Origin of the sequence: Amycolatopsis sp. NPDC049691 (assembly GCF_040675005.1) — a bacterium.
Classification (GTDB): Bacteria; Actinomycetota; Actinomycetes; order Mycobacteriales; family Pseudonocardiaceae; genus Amycolatopsis.
In genome coordinates this window covers 258,812-276,041 of the sequence record NZ_JBFANX010000002.1, presented here as the reverse complement: position 1 = coordinate 276,041, position 17,230 = coordinate 258,812, and the positions used below count along the sequence as shown (strand labels likewise).

The window sequence follows — 17,230 nt, the reverse complement described above, 5'->3', positions numbered from 1 at the left end:
CATTCTCCCGCTACGGGCGAATCAGTTCTGGACGCCTTCCTTGCGCGGGTCCAGGTCGATCCCGGCGCGCTTGCGGTCCTCCCCGGCTTTGTGCCAATCCTTGATCGCGTTCTCGAGCCGGGCTTTCTGCTCCGCATCGCTCGCCGCGTACTTCTCCGCGGCCTTCCTGATGCGATCGGCCGCCATGAGGTACCGCGCGGTCGTGTTCCGGAAGAACGACTCGACGTCTTCCCGCAACGCGATCAACGCCGTGTCCGCCGCGGTGGGCACGACGCCGCGGCCCACCAGCTGCCCGTCGGCGTAGGACGCCTCGGCGACCTTGCCCAGCACGGAGCGGGAGTAGATGTCGGCGGCATCGACGCAGAGCTGGGCGATTTCCATGACCACCGCGACGTCGACGGCGAACCGGCTCGACGCGGACGGGTCGCTGTCGTCGCCGTCGGGGCTGCTCTTCGTGAAGTCGTAGAGCTCCAGCACCGTGCGGTCGGCTCCGGCGATCCGCTGCCGGATGCCCGTGATGGCCTTCTGGTAGTCGGCTTCGGCCGCGGTCAGGTCCTCGTGGAGGCCGCGGACGGCGGCGTCCAAGTGCGCGAAGAAACCGCTCAGCTGCGGGAACTTCAGCTCTTCGTTCGGCTTTCCCTCGCGGAGGTTCAGGGCGAAGTCGATCAGGGTCAGCGCGGTGCCGATGCTGCCCGGCGCCTCCTCACCCAACGCCGTGGCGACCGTCGAGACGATGCCCCACACCTGGCTGGCGGCGTTCACCGCGACCTTGTCCTTCGGCGCGTCACCCGACGGCGGCGCGGCTTCGAAGAGGTCGCGGGTGGCCTGCCCGATGAGCTGCAGGGTGTTGTTGCGGGTGGCGTGGATCGTCGTGGCGCGCAAGGAGTAGCAGTTCGCCAGCCACCGCACGAGCACGCTCTGGTTCTTCAGCGTCGGGCCGACCGTCGAGAGGAAGCCGCCTTTGATGCTGTTCGCCGCGAGCCCGGTCCACCCGGCCAGCCAGGCCCGGTTGTTGTTGCCGTCGTCCCTGATCGAGAGCTTGTCGACCATCCCGGGCAGGCTGTAGGCGTCGATCGAGCCCTCCGGGCGCAGCGTCCCGTCGGCTTTCAGGAGACTTTGCCGGGCGTCCTCGAGGGACGACAGTTCCGGCCCGCCGGCCAGATCCGGGATCGCGGCCGCGAGCTGTTCCCGCTTGGCCCACGCCCAGTCGCCGACCTGGGAGAAGACCTCCGCCGCCCGGCATTCGACGTACTTCGCGTCCGGGACGCTCCAGCCGTCGCAGGGAGCGGACGGCCGGTTGGCCGGCGTGCTGTCGTTGACCGCCCAGGTGACGATCGGGCAGTTCGTCAGGTGGCCCCGCGACTCGACCGGGACCTGCCACCGGGCGGGCTCGGGCGCGGCGTCGATCTGGCTCGTCCCGCCTCGCAGGGTCCGGCCGGCGTCCCGGATCCAGCGGCGTTCCAGTGCCTGCCAGTAGTCGTTGAGCGCCGCCGAAAGGGAAGCCGAGTAAACGCTTCCACTCATGTACTGCCCGCTCATCGCTCCATCTCCCGGTTCGCCTCCATCGAGCGCCGACAGTAGCAACGAAGTGACGCATTCAGGCCAACCGTCACTCTCCGGCGTCCGGAACTGGCCAGTGTCCGCTCAGCAGCCGCAGGAGGCGCCGTGCAGGAACCGGGGCGTCAGGGAGACCGACTCCGGCGGCCGGTCCGGGTCGGCCAGCCGGGACAGCAGCAGCTGCACCGCCCGCCTGCCGAGATCCGCGACCGGCTGGGCCAGCGTCGTCACCGCCGGGCTCACCCGCCGGGCCCACTCCATGTCCCCGTAGCCGACCACCGCCAGCTCCGAGCCGATGCGGATCCCGCGCCGGTGGGCCTCGTACTGGACGCCGACCAGCATCGACTCGTCCGCCACCACCAGCGCCGTCGGGGACGGCCAGCCGTCCAGGAGCTTCGCCGTGGCCCGGGCCGCGCCGCCCGACGTCGACAGGCCGCATTCCACCAGCTCGCGGTTGAAGCGCAGCCCCGCCTGCTCCAGCCCCAGCCGGTAGCCGCGGACGCGCTCGCGGCTGATCTCCAGGCCCTCGTCGCCCGAGATGAACCCGATCTTGCGGTGACGGCGCTCGGTCAGGTGCCGGACCAGCGAAGCCACCGCGTGCACGTTCTCCGTGCCGACCTGGTCGACGTCGTTGCGGGCCGCCACCCGGTCGACCAGTACCGTCGGGACGCCCATCCGGACCAGGCCGTTGACCACCGCGTCGGCGCCCGCCGACGGCACCAGCAGCACGCCGTCCACGAGGTCCGCCCGCAGGGCGCGGACCACCGCCGCCTCTTGGCTGACGGTGTCGCCGGTGTCGGCGAGGGTGACGTCGCAGCCCGCCTGGGCCGCGGCCGCCCGGATCGAGCGCAGCAGCTCACCCGAGTACGGGTTCGCGCGCGTACCCATCGCGACGCCGATCCGGTAGGTGACCGGGGGGTCCCACAACCGGAGCTCCGGCGATAGTGCGGTCATAAGCCCTCGCAGACGCTCAGCCGAAACGTAGCCGCTGAGCCTCCACGCCGTGCCGGTAAAACTCCAGAATCACTGAAGTGAGTGAACCGAGGGGCAGCCGCACGACTCGCGATGACGCAGAGTGGGTGCCAGCCGGACCGTCTCGGCCTTGCGCGCGGGGTCGTTGATCCGGGCCAGCAGCAGCCGCACCGCCTGCCTGCCGATCTCCTCGATGGGCTGCGCCATCGTCGTCAGCGGCGGGTCGACCAGGTCCGCCCACTCGACGTCGTCGTAGACCACCACCGGCAGGTCGCGGCCGATGCGCAGGCCGCGCCGCCGTGCTTCGTGCAGGACCCCGACCATCATGCTGTCGTTGCCGACGACCAGCGCCGTCGGCGGCTCGGGCAGCGCCAGCAGCGTGCTCAGCGCCAGCGAGCCACCCTCGTGCGACGAGTTCCCGCAGGCCACGAGCTCGGACGACCACGTCAGCCCGGACCGGCCGAGCCCCAGCCGGTAGCCGAGCACGCGCTCCTCGCTCGTCGACAGCCCGGGCGCGCCGCTGATCATCCCGATCCGCCGGTGCCCGAGCGTCCCGAGGTGCGCGGTCAGCGCCGAGGTCGCCTGGATGTTCTCCGTGCCCACCTGGTCGACGTCGGTCCGGGTGGTCAGCCGGTCGATCAGCACCGTCGGCACGTCGAGCGACACCAGTTCGCCGATCACCGGGCCGTCGCCCGGTGCCGGGGTGATCAGCAGGCCGTCGACGCGCCGGGAGCGCAGCGCCCGCACGGTGTCACGTTCCGTGTCCGCAGTGTCGTGCGTGTCGGCCAGCAGGACGGTGTACCCGTGCGCCGACGCCTCCCGCTCGATCGCCTGCATCAGCGTCGCGAAGTACGGGTTGGCCACCAGCGAGATCGCCATCCCGATCGACCGCGTCCCGCCGGTGACCAGCGAACGCGCGATCGCGTCGCCGGTGTAGCCGGTCGTCTCGATCGCCCGCAGCACCGCCGCCTTGGTGTCCTCGGCGACCGCCCGCGTCCCGTTGACGACGTGCGAGACGGTCGTGATCGAGACGCCGGCGAGCTCGGCGATGTCCCGCTGGGTCGGCCGCGATGATCTCGGCTGGGGCATGCCAATCCTTTCCGGCAAGCGTTTGCGCAAACGCTTGCGTCCACGGTGCAGTCTGTCTACGTTCCCGTCCATCGGCAAGCTCCGACACGAACAAAGGGTGGGAACCCATGAGACAGCGAAGTCTCACCGCAGTCGTGCTGGCCGCCGTCCTCGCCGCGACGACCGGGTGCACGGTCGAACGCCACTGGGGCGGCAACACCAACACCGGCGGGAGCGGCAAGGCCAAGGTCGGCCTCGTCACGAAGACGGACACGAACCCCTACTTCGTCGAACTCCGCAACGCGGCGAGAGCGGCCGCGCAGGCCAACGGCGCCGACTTCAGCGCGCTCGCCGGTCAGTTCGACGGGGACAACGACGGCCAGGTCCGCGCCATCGAGAACCTGCGGCAGCAGGGTGCGAACACCATCCTCATCACGCCCAGCTCCTCGACCGGCGTGCTCAAGGCGATCAAGGACGCCCGGGACGCCGGCATCCTGGTCATCGCCCTCGACACGGCCACCGAACCGGCCGACGCGGTCGACGCCACCTTCGCCACCGACAACTTCGCCGCGGGCGAGCAGCAGGGCGCCTACGTCAAGGCCGCGCTCAAGGGCGTCCCGCCGAAGCTGCTGATGGTCGACGGGACGGCCGGCAGCTCGGTCGACACCCAGCGCCACGGCGGCTTCCTCAAGGGCATCGGGCTGACCGACTCCTCGCCGGAGATCAAGGGCCACACCGCGGCCAACGGCGACCAGAGCCTCGCCCAGCAGGGCATGGAGAACCTGCTCCAGCGCAGCACCGACATCAACGCCGTCTACTCGATGAACGAGCCGATGGGCCGCGGCGCGTACGCGGCGCTCAAGGCGCGTGGCCTCACCGGCCAGATCGTGATGGGCTCGATCGACGGCGGCTGCGAAGGCGTCCAGAACGTCAAGGACGGCCAGTTCGCCGCCACCGTCATGCAGTTCCCGAAGAAGATGGCCGAGCAGGGTGTGCTCGCCGCCGTCGAGTACGCCAAGACCGGCAAGAAGCCGTCCGGCTTCGTGAACACCGGATCCGCCGTGATCACCGACAAGCCGCTGCCCGGCATCGAGAGCCACGACTCCGCCTGGGGCCTGCAGAACTGCTGGGGAGGAAACAAATGACCACGGCAGTCGCCACGAAGGAACGTGAGTCCCTCGGCGAGTTCCTCCTCCGCGCCCCCGCGGTCGGCCCGGCGCTGGCGCTGGTCGTCGCGATCGTGGTGTTCTCGTTGGCCACGGACACGTTCTTCGACCTCGACAACCTGTCCACAGTGGTCCAGCAGTCGCTGGTCGTCGGGACGCTCGCTTTAGGACAGACACTCGTCATCCTCATCGCGGGCATCGACCTGTCCAACGCGTCGTCGATGGTCGTCGCGACGCTGATCATGGCCAAGCTCGCCGCGGCCGGCACGAACGGCTTCGTCGCGCTGCTCGCCGGCGTCGTCCTGACGATCATCGTCGGCATCTTCATCGGCGGGCTGGCCACGCGGATCAAGCTGCCGGCGTTCATCATCACGCTCGGCACGTTCACGATGCTGACCGCGGTGTCGAAGCTGATCGCGGGCGGTCAGGCCGTGCCGGTGACCGACGGGCTGCTGCAGTGGCTCGGCACCAAGCGCTACCTCTTCGGCGGCATCCCGATCACCTACGGCATGACGCTGGCGCTGCTGATGTACCTGGGCGTCTGGTACGCGCTGACGAAAACCGCGTGGGGCAAGCACGTCTACGCGGTCGGCAACGCGCCGGAGTCCGCGCGGCTGTCCGGCATCAAGGTCAACCGCACGGTGCTGTCGGTGTACATCGTGGCCGGCCTTACTTTCGGCATCGCGGCCTGGCAGGCGCTCGGTCGGACGCCGAACGCCGACCCGAACCAGTTCCAGCTCGGCAACCTCGACTCGATCACCGCCGTCGTCCTCGGCGGCACGAGCCTCTTCGGCGGCCGTGGCTCGGTGCTCGGGACGCTGATGGGCGCGCTGGTCGTGGCGGTGCTGCGGTCGGGACTGACGCAGATGAACGTCGACGGCAACTACCAGGACCTCGCCACCGGCGCCCTGCTCATCGCCGCCGTCGTGGTGGACCGGATCGCGAGGAGGCAGCAGCAGTCATGACCGAACCCATCCTCCAGGCTCGCGGACTGGTCAAGCGGTACGGCCGGGTCACCGCCATCGACGGCGCCGACTTCGACCTCCTGCCCGGCGAGGTGCTCGCCGTGGTCGGGGACAACGGTGCCGGGAAGTCGTCGCTCATCAAAGCCTTGTCCGGCGCGGTGATCCCCGACGAGGGCGAGATCAAAGTGGACGGCAGGACCGTCCACTTCAAGTCCCCTTTGGACGCTCGTCACTACGGGATCGAGACGGTGTACCAGGACCTCGCCGTCGCGCCCGCGCTCGACATCGCGTCGAACATGTTCCTCGGGCGCGAGAAACGCCTGAGCGGGCCGCTCGGGTTGTTCCGCAAGCTCGACACCGCGACCATGCGGAAAGAGGCGCAGCGGATCCTCGACGAGCTGGGCATCAACATCAAGTCGATTTCCCAGCCCGTCGAGACGCTGTCCGGTGGTCAGCGCCAGGGTGTCGCCGTGGCCCGCGCGGCCGCGTTCGGCACCAAGGCCGTGATCATGGACGAGCCGACCGCGGCCCTCGGCGTCGCCGAGTCCGGCAAGGTGCTCGACCTGATCGGCCGGATCCGCGACCGCGGCCTGCCGGTGGTGCTGATCAGCCACAACATGCCGCACGTCTTCGACATCGCCGACCGCATCCACGTGCACCGCCTCGGCAAGCGCGTCGCGGTCGTCTCGCCGAAGACGCACTCGATGAACCAGGTCGTCGGCCTGCTCACGGGTGCGTTGCGGCTCAACGAAAACGGCGAAGTCGAAGAGGCAGCCGCGGCAACCCACGTGGCCGGCCTGCAGTGAGGGTGCTGCTGGCGGGACTGTGCACTGTGGACGTCGTCCAGCGGGTCGACGAGCTCCCGGCGCCGGGCGAAAAGGTGCAGTCGCTACGGGTGGACGTCGCGGCCGGGGGGCCCGCGACGAACGCCGCGGTGACGGCCGCCGCGCTCGGCGCCGAGGCGACCCTGCTGACCGTCCTCGGGGCACACCCGCTGGCCGCGCTCGCCCGCGCCGACCTCGAAGCCTGCGGCGTCCGGCTGATCGACCTGGCGCCCGGCCTGCCCGATCCGCCGCCGCTCAGCGCGGTGGCGGTCCGCGACCGCGACGGTGAGCGCACGGTCGTCGCCCGCAACGCCGCGGACCGCCGCTTTCACGTGAAAGCGGCGCTTCCGGAGGCGGACGTGGTGCTCCTCGACGGGCACTACCCGGACCTCGCGCTGGCCGTCGCGCGGGGCACGAAGGCACCGGTCGTCCTCGACGCGGGGAGCTGGAAGCCCGTGCTCGACGAGCTGCTGCCCCTGGTCGACGTCGCCGCCTGCTCCGCGCACTTCACCGCGCCGGAACCGGGGCTGCACGCGCGGGGCGTCCCCACCGTCATCACCACCGCGGGCCCCGGGCCGGTGCGGTGGTCCACTGCGGACGGCGGCTCGGGTGAGGTGCCTGTCGCGGACGTGGAAGCGCGGGACACACTAGGTGCGGGCGACGTCTGGCACGGCGCCTTCGCCGTCGCCGTGGCCCGCGAACCGACGGTGACGGACCGGATCCGCTTCGCCAACGAGGTGGCCGCCGAACGGGTGCGGCAGGTGGGACCGCGGTCGTGGACGACCGCGATCGCAGGAAGGAACAGGACATGACGGCGTTCGACGACTTGCTGGCCAGGGCCGAGGGCCTGACCGTGCGCGGGCAGCGCAACGTGCTGGGCATCATCGGCGCGCCCGCGTCCGGCAAGACCACGCTCGCGTGGGCGCTGGCCAACGCGCTCGGCTCGCGCGCCGCGGTGGTCGGCATGGACGGCTTCCACCTCGCGCAGGTCGAGCTGCGCCGGCTGGAACGCACCGAGCGCAAGGGCGCGCCCGACACGTTCGACGCGGCCGGCTACTACCACATGATCAAGCGGCTGGCCGAAGGCCGCGAGACGGTCTACGCGCCGGAGTTCCGCCGCGAGATCGAGGAGCCGATCGCCGGCGCGGTGGCCGTGCCGCCGGAGGTCCAGCTGGTGATCACCGAGGGCAACTACCTGCTGCTGCCGGACGACCCGTGGAGCGGCATCCGGCCGCTGCTGACCGAGGCGTGGTTCCTCGCGCCCGACGAGCCCGAGCGGATCGAACGGCTGGTGTCGCGCCACCGCCGGTACGGCCGGTCGCTGGTCGAGGCCCGCCGGCGCGCGCTCGGCTCGGACCAGCGCAACGCCGACCTCATCTCGCAGACTCGTGACCGCGCGGACCTGGTGCTGGAGAACCTGCCGCTGGCGAACTTCGCGATTTGACCCTCATCGTCACGGGCGGCAGCCGCGGGATCGGGGCCGCCATCTGCACGCTGGCGGCTTCGCGCGGCTACGACGTCGTCGTGAACTACTCGGGTGATCCGGTCCCTGCCGAAGAGGTCGCTTCGCAGGTGCGCGGGTTCGGCCGGCAGGCGCTGGCGGTGCGCGCGGACGTCTCGGTGGAGGACGACGTCCGCGCGCTGTTCGACGCGGCCGCCGAGCTGGGGCCGGTGACCGCGCTGGTCAACAACGCGGCGATCGTCGGCAACACACCGGGGCGGCTCGACTCCTACGACGTCGAGGTCGTCCGGCGCACGCTCGACGTCAACGTGACCGGGGTGTTCCTGTGCTGCCGGGAGGCGGTCCGCCGCATGTCGACGGGCTACGGCGGCGAGGGCGGCGCGATCGTCAACATCTCCTCGACGGCCGCGCGGACGGGCTCGGCCGGGGAGTGGGTGCACTACGCGGCGTCCAAGGCGGCGGTGGACACCTTGACGTTCGGGCTGGCCCAGGAGGTCGCCGGGGAGGGGATCCGCGTCAACTCGGTCCGGCCGGGCATGATCCACACCGGGCTGCACGCGGCCGCGGGACTGCCGGACCGGATGGCGAAGTACGCGCCGCAGATTCCGCTGGGCCGCGCCGGGCAACCGGCGGAAATCGCGGAAGCAGTCTTGTTCCTGCTGTCGGAGGCGTCGTCGTTCACCACGGGCGCCGTGCTGGAGGTCGGCGGCGGCCGCTGATCCTTGTGAACCGGCATTTCCCGGCTTTCGTGTGGTGAGCGTTCCCGAAACCGCGCGAAAGGTGAACAACAATGCGTACGTTCGAGCTGCCCGCTTCGGTCGGTGCGACGACAGCCGATCGAGTACTGGGCAGGCAACTGGTCCGGACCTGGGAGGACGACGGGATATTCCAGGTCGCCGCCACGGCCGAGCAGGCCCGCATCACCGGCGAAGCGATCGCCGAAAGCCGCCGGTTCTTCGCGAGATCCCTGCCGGAGAAGACCAAGTTCGTCAGCGACCTGACCTACAGCGGGTACATAGCTTCGGGTGAAGAGATGACCGCCGGCGAAGCCGACTTCTCCGAGATCTTCACCGTCTGCCCGGACATCCCGCTCACCGACCCCCGCGTCACGGGCGGCTGGCCGTGCCACGGACCGGTGCCGTGGCCGGACGAGGACTACCGGACCGCGATGACGGCCCACCTGCGCGAGGTCGGGGACATCGGCGAAAAGCTGCTGCAGCTCGTCGCGCTCGGGCTGGGCGTGGAGATCGACCGGCTGACCCGGCTCACCCGCGAAGGCTGGCACCACATGCGCGTGCTGCGGTTCCCCGCCCGGTCCGCGACCACCGAACGCGGGATCGGCGCGCACACCGACTACGGACTGCTCGTGATCGCCGCGCAGGACGACGTCGGCGGCCTCTTCGTCCGGCCGCCGGTTCCCGGCGAACTCCGCAACCGCAACTGGCTGCCGGAGGAGAGCACGGCCGGGATGTACCAGGACGACGAGCCGTGGCACTACGTCGAACCCGAGCCGGGCGTGTTCACCGTTTTTCCCGGCGACATCCTGCAGTTCCTCACCGGCGGCCGGCTCCTGTCGACACCGCACAAGGTCCGCCTCGCCACCCGGGAGCGGTACACGCTGGCGTACTTCCACGAGCCGTCGTTCGGCACCACCGTGCGGCCGCTGGCGGGTGGCGCGGAGGCCATCCACTACGGGACGCACTTCACGAACATGTTCACCCGCTGTTACCCGGACCGGGTGACGACCCGGCGCATCGAGCGCGAAGGACGCCTCGCCGTCCTGGATCGTATCCGTAACCCATCGTTATAGGTGTGTCGCTTTCCGTGGATTTTGTCCGCCTGCTGGGACGCCCGGAGACGGCGAGATCACGATCGGACGCGGACTTGGTCACCTCGGTTTCGGCCGGGGAACGCTGTGCAACTCTGGGGAGCCGCCACGCGAAAGGACGGCTTCGGAAGCCATGGCAAAACTCATGTCCGTGCACCACCTCGCGCTCACCGTGACCGACGTGGACCGCAGCGTGCCGTGGTACGTGCGCGTCCTCGACCTCGAGGAGGTCACCCGGCGCGAAGAGCCGGACACGGGGCTGCGCAAGGTCGTGCTCCGGTCCGCGGGGGACGAGTTCTCCGTGGTGCTGGTCCAGCACGCGGACACCGGCAGACGCGGCTTCGACGAGCGCAGAACCGGGCTCGACCACGTCGCCTTCCGGGTCCAGTCGACCGCCGAGCTGGCCGAGTGGGAGTGCCGCCTCGCCGAGTTCGGGGTGTCCTACCTGCCCGCCGCGCCTTCGCGGACGTTCGAGGGGTCGAAGGTGGTCGTGTTCCGCGACCCGGACGGCATCCAGCTCGAGATCTGGGCCGATCCCGAGTGACTCAGGCGCGGGCGTCGTCGCGCTCGTCGACCGGGTGGCGCATCTCCCGGCGGTAGCGCAGCACGCCGTAGCCCGTCCCCACCACGAAGAACGCGATGCTGATCCACAGCGCCGCCGTCTTCAGCCAGGGCAGGGCGTCCAGCAGCCCCGCGCCGTAGTAGCCGAGCAGCACCAGCGTCGGCACCCAGAGGAGCCCGCCCAGCGCCGTCGCCGCCAGGAAGCGGCGCGGGTCCATCCGGGCCGCGCCCGCGATCAGCGGGGCCAGCGTGCGGATCCACGGGATCCACCGGGCCGCCACGATCGCGAAGAACCCCTTGCGGTCCAGGAACCGCTGCGCGCGTTCCAGGGCCTGCCGGTTCAGCACCTTGCCGTCGCGGCGGGCGATCAGCTTCGTCCCGCTCGTGCGGCCGATGTAGTAGCCGATCTGGTTGCCGAGCACGGCGACGATCAGCGCGGCCCCCGACAGGAACCACGCGTTCGCGTCCGAACCGTGCTGGGCCAGCACCACGCCGGCCCCGAACAGCAGCGAATCACCGGGCAGGAACAGCCCGATGATCAGCGCGCATTCGACCAGCACGAAGCTCAGCACGATCACCCAGACGAGCAGCGGCCCGGCGGTGTCCAGCCAGCTCACGCCGACGCCCGCGGCCTCGATGCTCACGACGTTCACACCGGAAGCCTACGTGGCCGAGGTGAACACCCCACGGCGAACGGTCGAATCGAGCTGTCCGGGATATTCAGGTGCTACGAACGGTGAAGGCCCCCTCACCAGCGGTGAGAGGGCCTTCGTGGCACGAGGCTCAGAACTGCGGCAGCGATTCGCCCTGCACCGCTTCGATGTCCAGCTCGACCTTCACGGTCGTCCCGACCGCCGCGACGCCGGCGCGGACCATCGCGCTGTAGTTGATCGCGAAGTCGTTCCGGTGCAGCGTCGTCTCGGCGTGGAACGCCGCGCGCACGCCGCCCCACGGGTCCGGGCCCCAGCCGCCGTACGTCAGCTCCAGCTCGATCTCGCGGCGCTCGCCGTGCAGCGTGAGCTCGCCCGCCAGCGTCCACGAGTCGACGCCGCGCTGGTGCAGCCCGGTGCTCGTGAACGTGATCACCGGGTGGACGTCGACGTCGAGGAAGTCCGCCGAGCGCAGGTGGTCGTCGCGCATCCGGATGCCGGTGTCGATGGTCGCCGCCTTGATCTCGGCGTGCACCGACGACCGCTCGGCCGGGCGGCCGATCTCGATCCGGCCGGACACGTCCGGGAACCGCGCCTTGATGCTCGCGATGCCCAGGTGCCGGGCGGTCGCGACCACCGACGAGTGCATCGGGTCGATCACCCACGGCCCGGCGGGCGGCAGCTCGATCGCCTCGGCGACCGGGGCCAGCACGACGTCGCCGAGCGAACCGGAGCCGTCCGAAGCGATCTGCACCATCCGGGCGACCGGGGTGTACCCCGCCGCCGTGACGACCGCGGTGTACGTGCCCGCCGGGAGGGCGCCGGTGACGACCTCCCCGCGGACGTCGGCCGCCTGCCGGGCGACCTGCCGCCCGGCCGGGTCGGTCACGGTGAGCACGGCGTGCTCCACCGCCCAGCCCTCGGCCGTGCGGAAGGTCGCGCGCAGGCCGGTCATGACCGGTCGACCAGCTCGTCGAGGGCCTGGTCGTAGCTCAGCCGGACGTCGTGGCCCGCCTCGCCGCCGGTCAGCTCCACCTGGCTGGTCGCCGGCGGGTAGCCGCTCGCGACCACGGTGTACGCGCCCGCGGGCAGGTCGCTGACCAGGTACCGGCCTTCGGCGTCGGTCCGCGCCACGGCCGCCACGTTGCCCTCGGCGTCGAGCACGGTGATCCGCGCGTCCGGGACGACCCGGTCGCCCTCGGTCCGCGCGAAGCCGGTCAGCTGCACCGAGCTGGACAGCTCGACGTCGTGGCGCAGCACGCCGCTGTCGGGCACGGTCAGCGTCACCGCGACCGGCCGGTAGCCCGGGCCGCTGGCGACCAGGGTGTAGGCCCCGGCGCCGACCCCGACGAAGGCGTAGGTGCCGTCCGTGGTCGTGATGAACGCGCCGTTCACCTCGCCGCGGCTGTCGGTCAGCGTGACCGTGACGTTCGCCAGCGGGGAGCCGGTGGCGGCCGCCCGCACGGTGCCGGTCAGCTCGCCGGACCCGGTGAGCGTGACGTCGACCGTCGCCGGCCCGTTGCTGATCACGACGCTGGAGGCCTGGGGCTGGTGGCCGTGGGCCGACACGATGAGGACGTACGCGCCCGGGCCCTGGCTGGGCACCGAGTAGCTGCCGTCCGCGGCGCCGGTGGCCCGCGCGACCTGGCGGCCGCGCTGGTCGATCAGGGTCAGTGCGGCACCCGGGACGTGGCTGCCGTCCTGCCGCCGCACGTGCCCGATCACCGGCACGCCACCCGCGCCGACCGAGGTGCCGACCTCGGCGTCGGAGACGGAGTTCGTGATCGGCATCGGCAACGCACCCGAAACGGCCTGGTAGTCACCGTGGCCGTTGGTGCTCAGCGCGTGCTTCCCGCCGCCGACCAGGGCCGGCTCGCGGTCGGCCGGCTTGACCGGCTCGACGATCTCGGTCGGCGCGTCCGCGAGGCTGTCCTCCTCGAGCAGCGCCTCGCCGCCCTCCATGGCCGCCGCGGCCGGGGCCGCGTTGGTCAGCGGGATCTCCTTCATGAACAGCAGCACCACGGTGGCCAGCAGCGCCACGCCGCCCGCGATGTAGAACACCGTCGTGATCGACTCGGTGAAGCCGATCAGCACCGGGGTCCGGATCGCCTCGGGCAGGTTCTGGATGCCGCTGGTGTTCTCCGACAGGTTGCCGATGCCCGCCCCGGCGCCGGCCGGGAGCCGGCCGCCGAACGCCTTGGTGATGTTCGGCAGCAGGGTGTTGAACAGGACCGTCAGGAAGATCGCGACACCGGCGGTACCACCGATCTGGCGGAAGAACGTCGCCGACGCGGTCGAGACGCCCATGTCGCTGCGCGGGCCCGCGTTCTGCACCGCGATGATCAGCGTCTGCATGCACTGGCCGAGGCCGAGGCCGATGATGGCGGCCGCGACCAGCGGGTGCCACAGCGGCGAGTCGTACTTGACCTGCGCGAAGAAGAACGCGCCACCGGCGATCAGGATGGTGCCGATGATCGGGAAGATCTTGTAGCGCCCGGTCTTCCCGGTGAGCCGGCCGGACACGATCGAGCTGGTCATGATGCCCGCCATCAGCGGCAGCATCAGCAGCCCGGACTCGGTCGGCGTGTAGCCCTGCACGACCTGCATGAACTGCGGGATCATCGTGATCGCGCCGAACATCGCGACACCGACGATGATGCCGCCGATGATCGCCACGGTGAACGTCGAGTTCTTGAACAGCCGCAGCGGGATCAGCGCGGCGTCCTTCATCAGCTTCTCGACCACGATGAACGCGATCACGCCGACGCCGCCGATGACGTAGCACCAGATGGCCTTCTGGTCGCCCCAGCCCCACTTCTGGCCCTGCTCGGCGACGACCAGGAACGGCACGACCGCGACGACCAGCGTCAGCGCGCCCCACCAGTCGATCCGGTGCTTGTGCGGGGTGTGCGGGACGTTCAGGACCCTCGCCACGACGAACAGCGCGACGACGCCGATCGGGACGTTGATCAGGAAGACCCAGCGCCAGCCGGAGATGCCGGCGAGGGTGTCGAAGCCGGCGAAGAGCCCGCCCAGTACCGGGCCGAGCACGGTGGAGAGGCCGAAGACGGCCAGGATGTAGCCCTGGTACTTCGCCCGCTCACGCGGCGGCACGATGTCGCCGAGGATGGTCATGGCCAGCGACATCAGGCCGCCGGCGCCGAGGCCCTGCACCGCGCGGAACGCGGCGAGCTCGTACATCGACTGCGAGAACGTCGAGGCCAGCGAACCGGCGACGAAGATCGTGATCGCGGCCAGGTAGAACGGCTTGCGGCCATAGATGTCGGACAGCTTGCCGTAGATCGGCGTGACGATCGTCGAGGTGATCAGGTACGCCGTGGTCGCCCACGCCTGCAGGTCGAACCCGTGCAGGTCGTTGGCGATCTTGACGATCGACGTGCCGACGATCGTCTGGTCGAGCGCGGCGAGGAACATGCCGCACATCAGGCCGCTCAGGATCGTGACGATCTGGCGGTGGCTCAGCCGTGGTGGTTCCTTCGCCACGGGTTGTTGTTCGACGGTGGTGGTGCTCATGCGTTGGCCCCCTTGGCCGGTGCAGCGGCGGACGCACTCGCGTCGGCCAGCTGTGGAGAGTGGTTCTCGATACCTGTGTTGAGCCGGCCGAACAGCGTGTTCAGGGTCTGGATCTCCCCTTCGGTCCAGTCCCCGAGCACTTCGGCCAGCCACTGGTTGCGCTGCTTGCGGTTCTCTTCGAACACCCGCATGCCCTCGGAGGTCGGGGCGAGCAGGCAGGCCCGGCCGTCCTCGGGATCGGCCTGGCGCTCGACCAGGCCGTGCTGGACGAGCGAGCTCGACTGCCTGCTGATCGTCGAGATCTCGGAGTGGAGCGACTCGGCGAGCCGGCTGGTGCGCTGCGGGCCCTCGTGGATGAGGGTGAAGAGGATCGCGTAGGCCGCCCGCTCGATGCCGTCGGGACCCTGCTTCGACACCTGGGACTTCGCCTTGTTGATCAGGCGGACCAAGCGCACGAGCTCGTGCCCGAGCTGGTCGGCGAGGTCCAGTTCGGCGGTGGGCCGGGTGGCGGAGCTGTTCGGTGCCATGGGTGGAGTCCTTCACGGCGTTGGTTGGCGGCTGCAACTAGTTGCCTCAGGCAAGGATGTGCCTTCACCACCGGTTATGCAAGCGGGAGCCGGGTCGATGTGTCGGAACCCACTTTAGTTGTCACACGCAAGCAGTTTCCCGGCGGCTCCCGGAACAAACGCGGCGGCACCCGGTTGGTACAGCTATGACGGACGACACAGCGCTGAAGGACTTCCTCGCCGCGCACCGCCACGGCGTGCTGGCCACCATCCGCCGCGACGGGCGGCCCCAGCTGTCCACGATCACGCACCTATACGACGTCGAGACGAACACGATCACCGCGTCGATCACCGAGACCCGGGCGAAGACGAAGAACATGCGCCGCGACCCGCGGGTGACCTACCACGTGGGCAGCGAGGACGGCTGGAGCTACGTCGTCGCGGAGGGGCAGGCCTCGCTGACGGCGCCGGCGGCGTCGCCGGACGACGAGACGGTCGAAGCGCTCGTCGACTACTACCGCCGCGCGGCCGGCGAGCACCCCGACTGGGACGAGTACCGCGCCGCGATGGTCAGCGACCAGCGGGTCCTGCTCCGGGTGCACGTGGAGAAGCTGCTGGGACTGGTCCGGTAGGGGCGGTTTTGAAATAGAAGTTCCGCAGTGCGGACTACCCGGGCTTACCATGAGGCCATGGGCAACGAAGCTTTGGTCACCCGGCTGCGCGACCTGCTCGGCAAGGGCGCGGTGCTCACCGACACCGACGTCACCGCGTCCTACGCGCGCGACATGATGCCGCTGGCACCCTCGGGACAGCCGCTGGCGGTGGTGCTGCCCGCGAACGTCGAGGAGGTGCAGGCGGTCGTCAAGGCGTGCGCCGAAGCGGGGGTGCCGATCGTGCCGCGCGGGGCGGGCAGCGGCCTGTCCGGCGCGGCGAACGCCGTCGACGGCTGCGTGACGCTGTCACTGACCAAGCTGAACGAGATCGTCGAGATCGACCCGGGCAACCGGCTGGCGGTCGTCCAGCCGGGCGTGGTGAACCTGGATTTCCGCAACGCGGTCGAGAAGCACGGGCTGTTCTACCCGCCGGACCCGTCGAGCTACGACTGGTGCACGATCGGCGGCAACCTGTCGACCAACGCCGGCGGCCTGTGCTGCGTGAAGTACGGCGTCACGACGGACTCGGTGCTGGGCTTGGAGGTCGTCCTGGCGGACGGGTCGCTGCTGAAGACCGGGCGCCGGACGGTGAAGGGCGTGGCGGGCTACGACCTGGCCCGGCTGTTCGTGGGCAGCGAGGGCACGCTGGGCGTGATCACGCAGGCGACGGTCCAGCTCAAGCCGCTGCCCCAGGCCCCGGCGACGCTGGTGGCGGGCTTCTCGACGACCGAAGCCGCGGGCGAGGCCGTGGCGCGGGTCGTGCGGGAGGGGCTCGTGCCGTCGCTGCTGGAGATCATGGACGCGTCGTCGATCAAGGCGTCCGAGACGTACTTGAAGACGGACCTCGGCGCGGGATCGGAGTGCCAGGCGCTGCTGCTGGGCCAGTCCGACGCGGGTGGCGAGGTCGCGCGCCGCGAGCTGGCGGCGCTGGAGCAGATCTGCGTGGACTGCGGCGCGGACCTGGCGTACACGACCGAGGACCTCGAAGAGGGGCGGATGCTGCTGCAGGCCCGCCGGGTGGTGCTGACGGCGCTGGAGACGTACGGGGTTTGGCTGACCGACGACGTGTGCGTGCCGCGGACGCGGATCGCGGAGCTGATCCGCGGCTGCGAGAAGATCAGTTCCGAGGTGGGGCTGCGGATCGCGGTGGTCGGCCACGCGGGCGACGGCAACATGCACCCGACGATCGTCTACCAGCCGGACGACCCGGACGAGTTCGCCCGCGCGCGGCGCGCGTTCGACGAGATCCTCGAGGTGGGGCTGTCGCTGGGCGGGACGGTGACCGGGGAGCACGGGGTCGGCAAGATCAAGCGGGAGTGGCTGGAGCGGGAGATCGGCCCGGTGGGGATGCGGGTGCACCGCCAGATCAAGGCGGCGCTGGACCCGGGGAACCTGTTCAACCCGGGGTCGATGTTCTCGATGACCTGAGCTGACCGCGGGGGTCCCCGCCCGGGGGCCCCGAACTGCGCTGCCGGTCCAGACCG

At 70.5% G+C, this 17,230-nt stretch carries 17 protein-coding genes; 10 read left to right on the top strand and 7 right to left on the bottom strand.

Annotated features, from left to right (window positions below):
* Positions 1 to 21: 21 nt before the first annotated feature.
* The 3 genes from AB0J40_RS05565 to AB0J40_RS05555 all read right to left on the bottom strand — a co-directional run bounded on the left by AB0J40_RS05565 (position 22) and on the right by AB0J40_RS05555 (position 3,618).
* Complete coding sequence (locus AB0J40_RS05565) at positions 22 to 1,539, bottom strand: hypothetical protein (RefSeq protein WP_364448021.1); 1,518 nt, start codon at positions 1,537 to 1,539, stop codon at positions 22 to 24.
* 105 nt (positions 1,540 to 1,644) lie between these two features.
* Positions 1,645 to 2,511 carry a substrate-binding domain-containing protein gene (locus AB0J40_RS05560; protein ID WP_364448018.1) on the bottom strand — a complete coding sequence of 289 codons (867 nt, stop codon included), beginning with the start codon at positions 2,509 to 2,511 and terminating at the stop codon, positions 1,645 to 1,647.
* A 69-nt stretch (positions 2,512 to 2,580) separates the two neighbouring features.
* The gene (locus AB0J40_RS05555; RefSeq protein WP_364448015.1) at positions 2,581 to 3,618 is read right to left on the bottom strand and encodes a LacI family DNA-binding transcriptional regulator; all 1,038 of its coding nucleotides are present in this window, start codon (positions 3,616 to 3,618) and stop codon (positions 2,581 to 2,583) included.
* Between the two features lie 107 nt (positions 3,619 to 3,725).
* On the opposite strand from AB0J40_RS05555, the gene AB0J40_RS05550 reads away from it, so the two are divergent.
* The 8 genes from AB0J40_RS05550 to AB0J40_RS05515 all read left to right on the top strand — a co-directional run bounded on the left by AB0J40_RS05550 (position 3,726) and on the right by AB0J40_RS05515 (position 10,386).
* Entirely contained in the window at positions 3,726 to 4,742 is a 1,017-nt protein-coding gene (locus AB0J40_RS05550; RefSeq protein ID WP_364448012.1) for a substrate-binding domain-containing protein, read from the top strand.
* Complete coding sequence (locus AB0J40_RS05545; RefSeq protein ID WP_331658570.1) at positions 4,739 to 5,728, top strand: ABC transporter permease; 990 nt, start codon at positions 4,739 to 4,741, stop codon at positions 5,726 to 5,728. Before AB0J40_RS05550 ends, AB0J40_RS05545 begins: the two co-directional genes overlap by 4 nt.
* The gene (locus tag AB0J40_RS05540) at positions 5,725 to 6,534 is read left to right on the top strand and encodes an ATP-binding cassette domain-containing protein (RefSeq protein ID WP_364448009.1); all 810 of its coding nucleotides are present in this window, start codon (positions 5,725 to 5,727) and stop codon (positions 6,532 to 6,534) included. Before AB0J40_RS05545 ends, AB0J40_RS05540 begins: the two co-directional genes overlap by 4 nt.
* 2 nt (positions 6,535 to 6,536) lie before the next feature.
* A complete protein-coding gene (locus AB0J40_RS05535) occupies positions 6,537 to 7,364 on the top strand; it encodes a PfkB family carbohydrate kinase (protein WP_364448703.1) in 828 nt (275 codons plus the stop codon).
* Positions 7,361 to 7,996, top strand: a complete 636-nt coding sequence (locus AB0J40_RS05530) for a nucleoside/nucleotide kinase family protein (RefSeq protein WP_364448006.1) — start codon at positions 7,361 to 7,363, stop codon at positions 7,994 to 7,996. Before AB0J40_RS05535 ends, AB0J40_RS05530 begins: the two co-directional genes overlap by 4 nt.
* Entirely contained in the window at positions 7,993 to 8,733 is a 741-nt protein-coding gene (locus AB0J40_RS05525; RefSeq protein ID WP_364448003.1) for an SDR family oxidoreductase, read from the top strand. Before AB0J40_RS05530 ends, AB0J40_RS05525 begins: the two co-directional genes overlap by 4 nt.
* Before the next feature lie 71 nt (positions 8,734 to 8,804).
* On the top strand, positions 8,805 to 9,824 hold the full coding sequence (locus AB0J40_RS05520; protein ID WP_364448000.1) for a 2OG-Fe(II) oxygenase family protein: 1,020 nt from the start codon (positions 8,805 to 8,807) through the stop codon (positions 9,822 to 9,824).
* A gap of 151 nt (positions 9,825 to 9,975) precedes the next feature.
* Positions 9,976 to 10,386, top strand: coding sequence for a VOC family protein (locus tag AB0J40_RS05515; RefSeq protein ID WP_364447998.1), 411 nt, complete (start codon positions 9,976 to 9,978; stop codon positions 10,384 to 10,386).
* A 1-nt stretch (position 10,387) separates the two neighbouring features.
* On the opposite strand, the gene AB0J40_RS05510 is transcribed toward AB0J40_RS05515, so the two are convergent.
* From AB0J40_RS05510 to AB0J40_RS05495, 4 genes are all read right to left on the bottom strand, one after another.
* Positions 10,388 to 11,056 (bottom strand): DedA family protein, encoded by a 669-nt coding sequence (locus AB0J40_RS05510; RefSeq protein ID WP_364447995.1) that lies wholly within the window; start codon positions 11,054 to 11,056, stop codon positions 10,388 to 10,390.
* Between the two features lie 130 nt (positions 11,057 to 11,186).
* Positions 11,187 to 12,008, bottom strand: a complete 822-nt coding sequence (locus tag AB0J40_RS05505; protein WP_364447993.1) for a YceI family protein — start codon at positions 12,006 to 12,008, stop codon at positions 11,187 to 11,189.
* Positions 12,005 to 14,587, bottom strand: a complete 2,583-nt coding sequence (locus AB0J40_RS05500; protein ID WP_364447990.1) for an MFS transporter — start codon at positions 14,585 to 14,587, stop codon at positions 12,005 to 12,007. The genes AB0J40_RS05505 and AB0J40_RS05500 overlap by 4 nt, the downstream gene beginning before the upstream one ends.
* Positions 14,584 to 15,114 (bottom strand): MarR family transcriptional regulator, encoded by a 531-nt coding sequence (locus AB0J40_RS05495; protein WP_364447987.1) that lies wholly within the window; start codon positions 15,112 to 15,114, stop codon positions 14,584 to 14,586. The genes AB0J40_RS05500 and AB0J40_RS05495 overlap by 4 nt, the downstream gene beginning before the upstream one ends.
* Before the next feature lie 185 nt (positions 15,115 to 15,299).
* Between AB0J40_RS05495 and AB0J40_RS05490 the strand changes: the two genes are divergently transcribed.
* Together AB0J40_RS05490 and AB0J40_RS05485 are read left to right on the top strand one after the other, a co-directional pair.
* On the top strand, positions 15,300 to 15,725 hold the full coding sequence (locus AB0J40_RS05490; protein WP_364447985.1) for a PPOX class F420-dependent oxidoreductase: 426 nt from the start codon (positions 15,300 to 15,302) through the stop codon (positions 15,723 to 15,725).
* A 57-nt stretch (positions 15,726 to 15,782) separates the two neighbouring features.
* The gene (locus AB0J40_RS05485; RefSeq protein WP_364447982.1) at positions 15,783 to 17,174 is read left to right on the top strand and encodes an FAD-linked oxidase C-terminal domain-containing protein; all 1,392 of its coding nucleotides are present in this window, start codon (positions 15,783 to 15,785) and stop codon (positions 17,172 to 17,174) included.
* Positions 17,175 to 17,230: the final 56 nt, after the last annotated feature.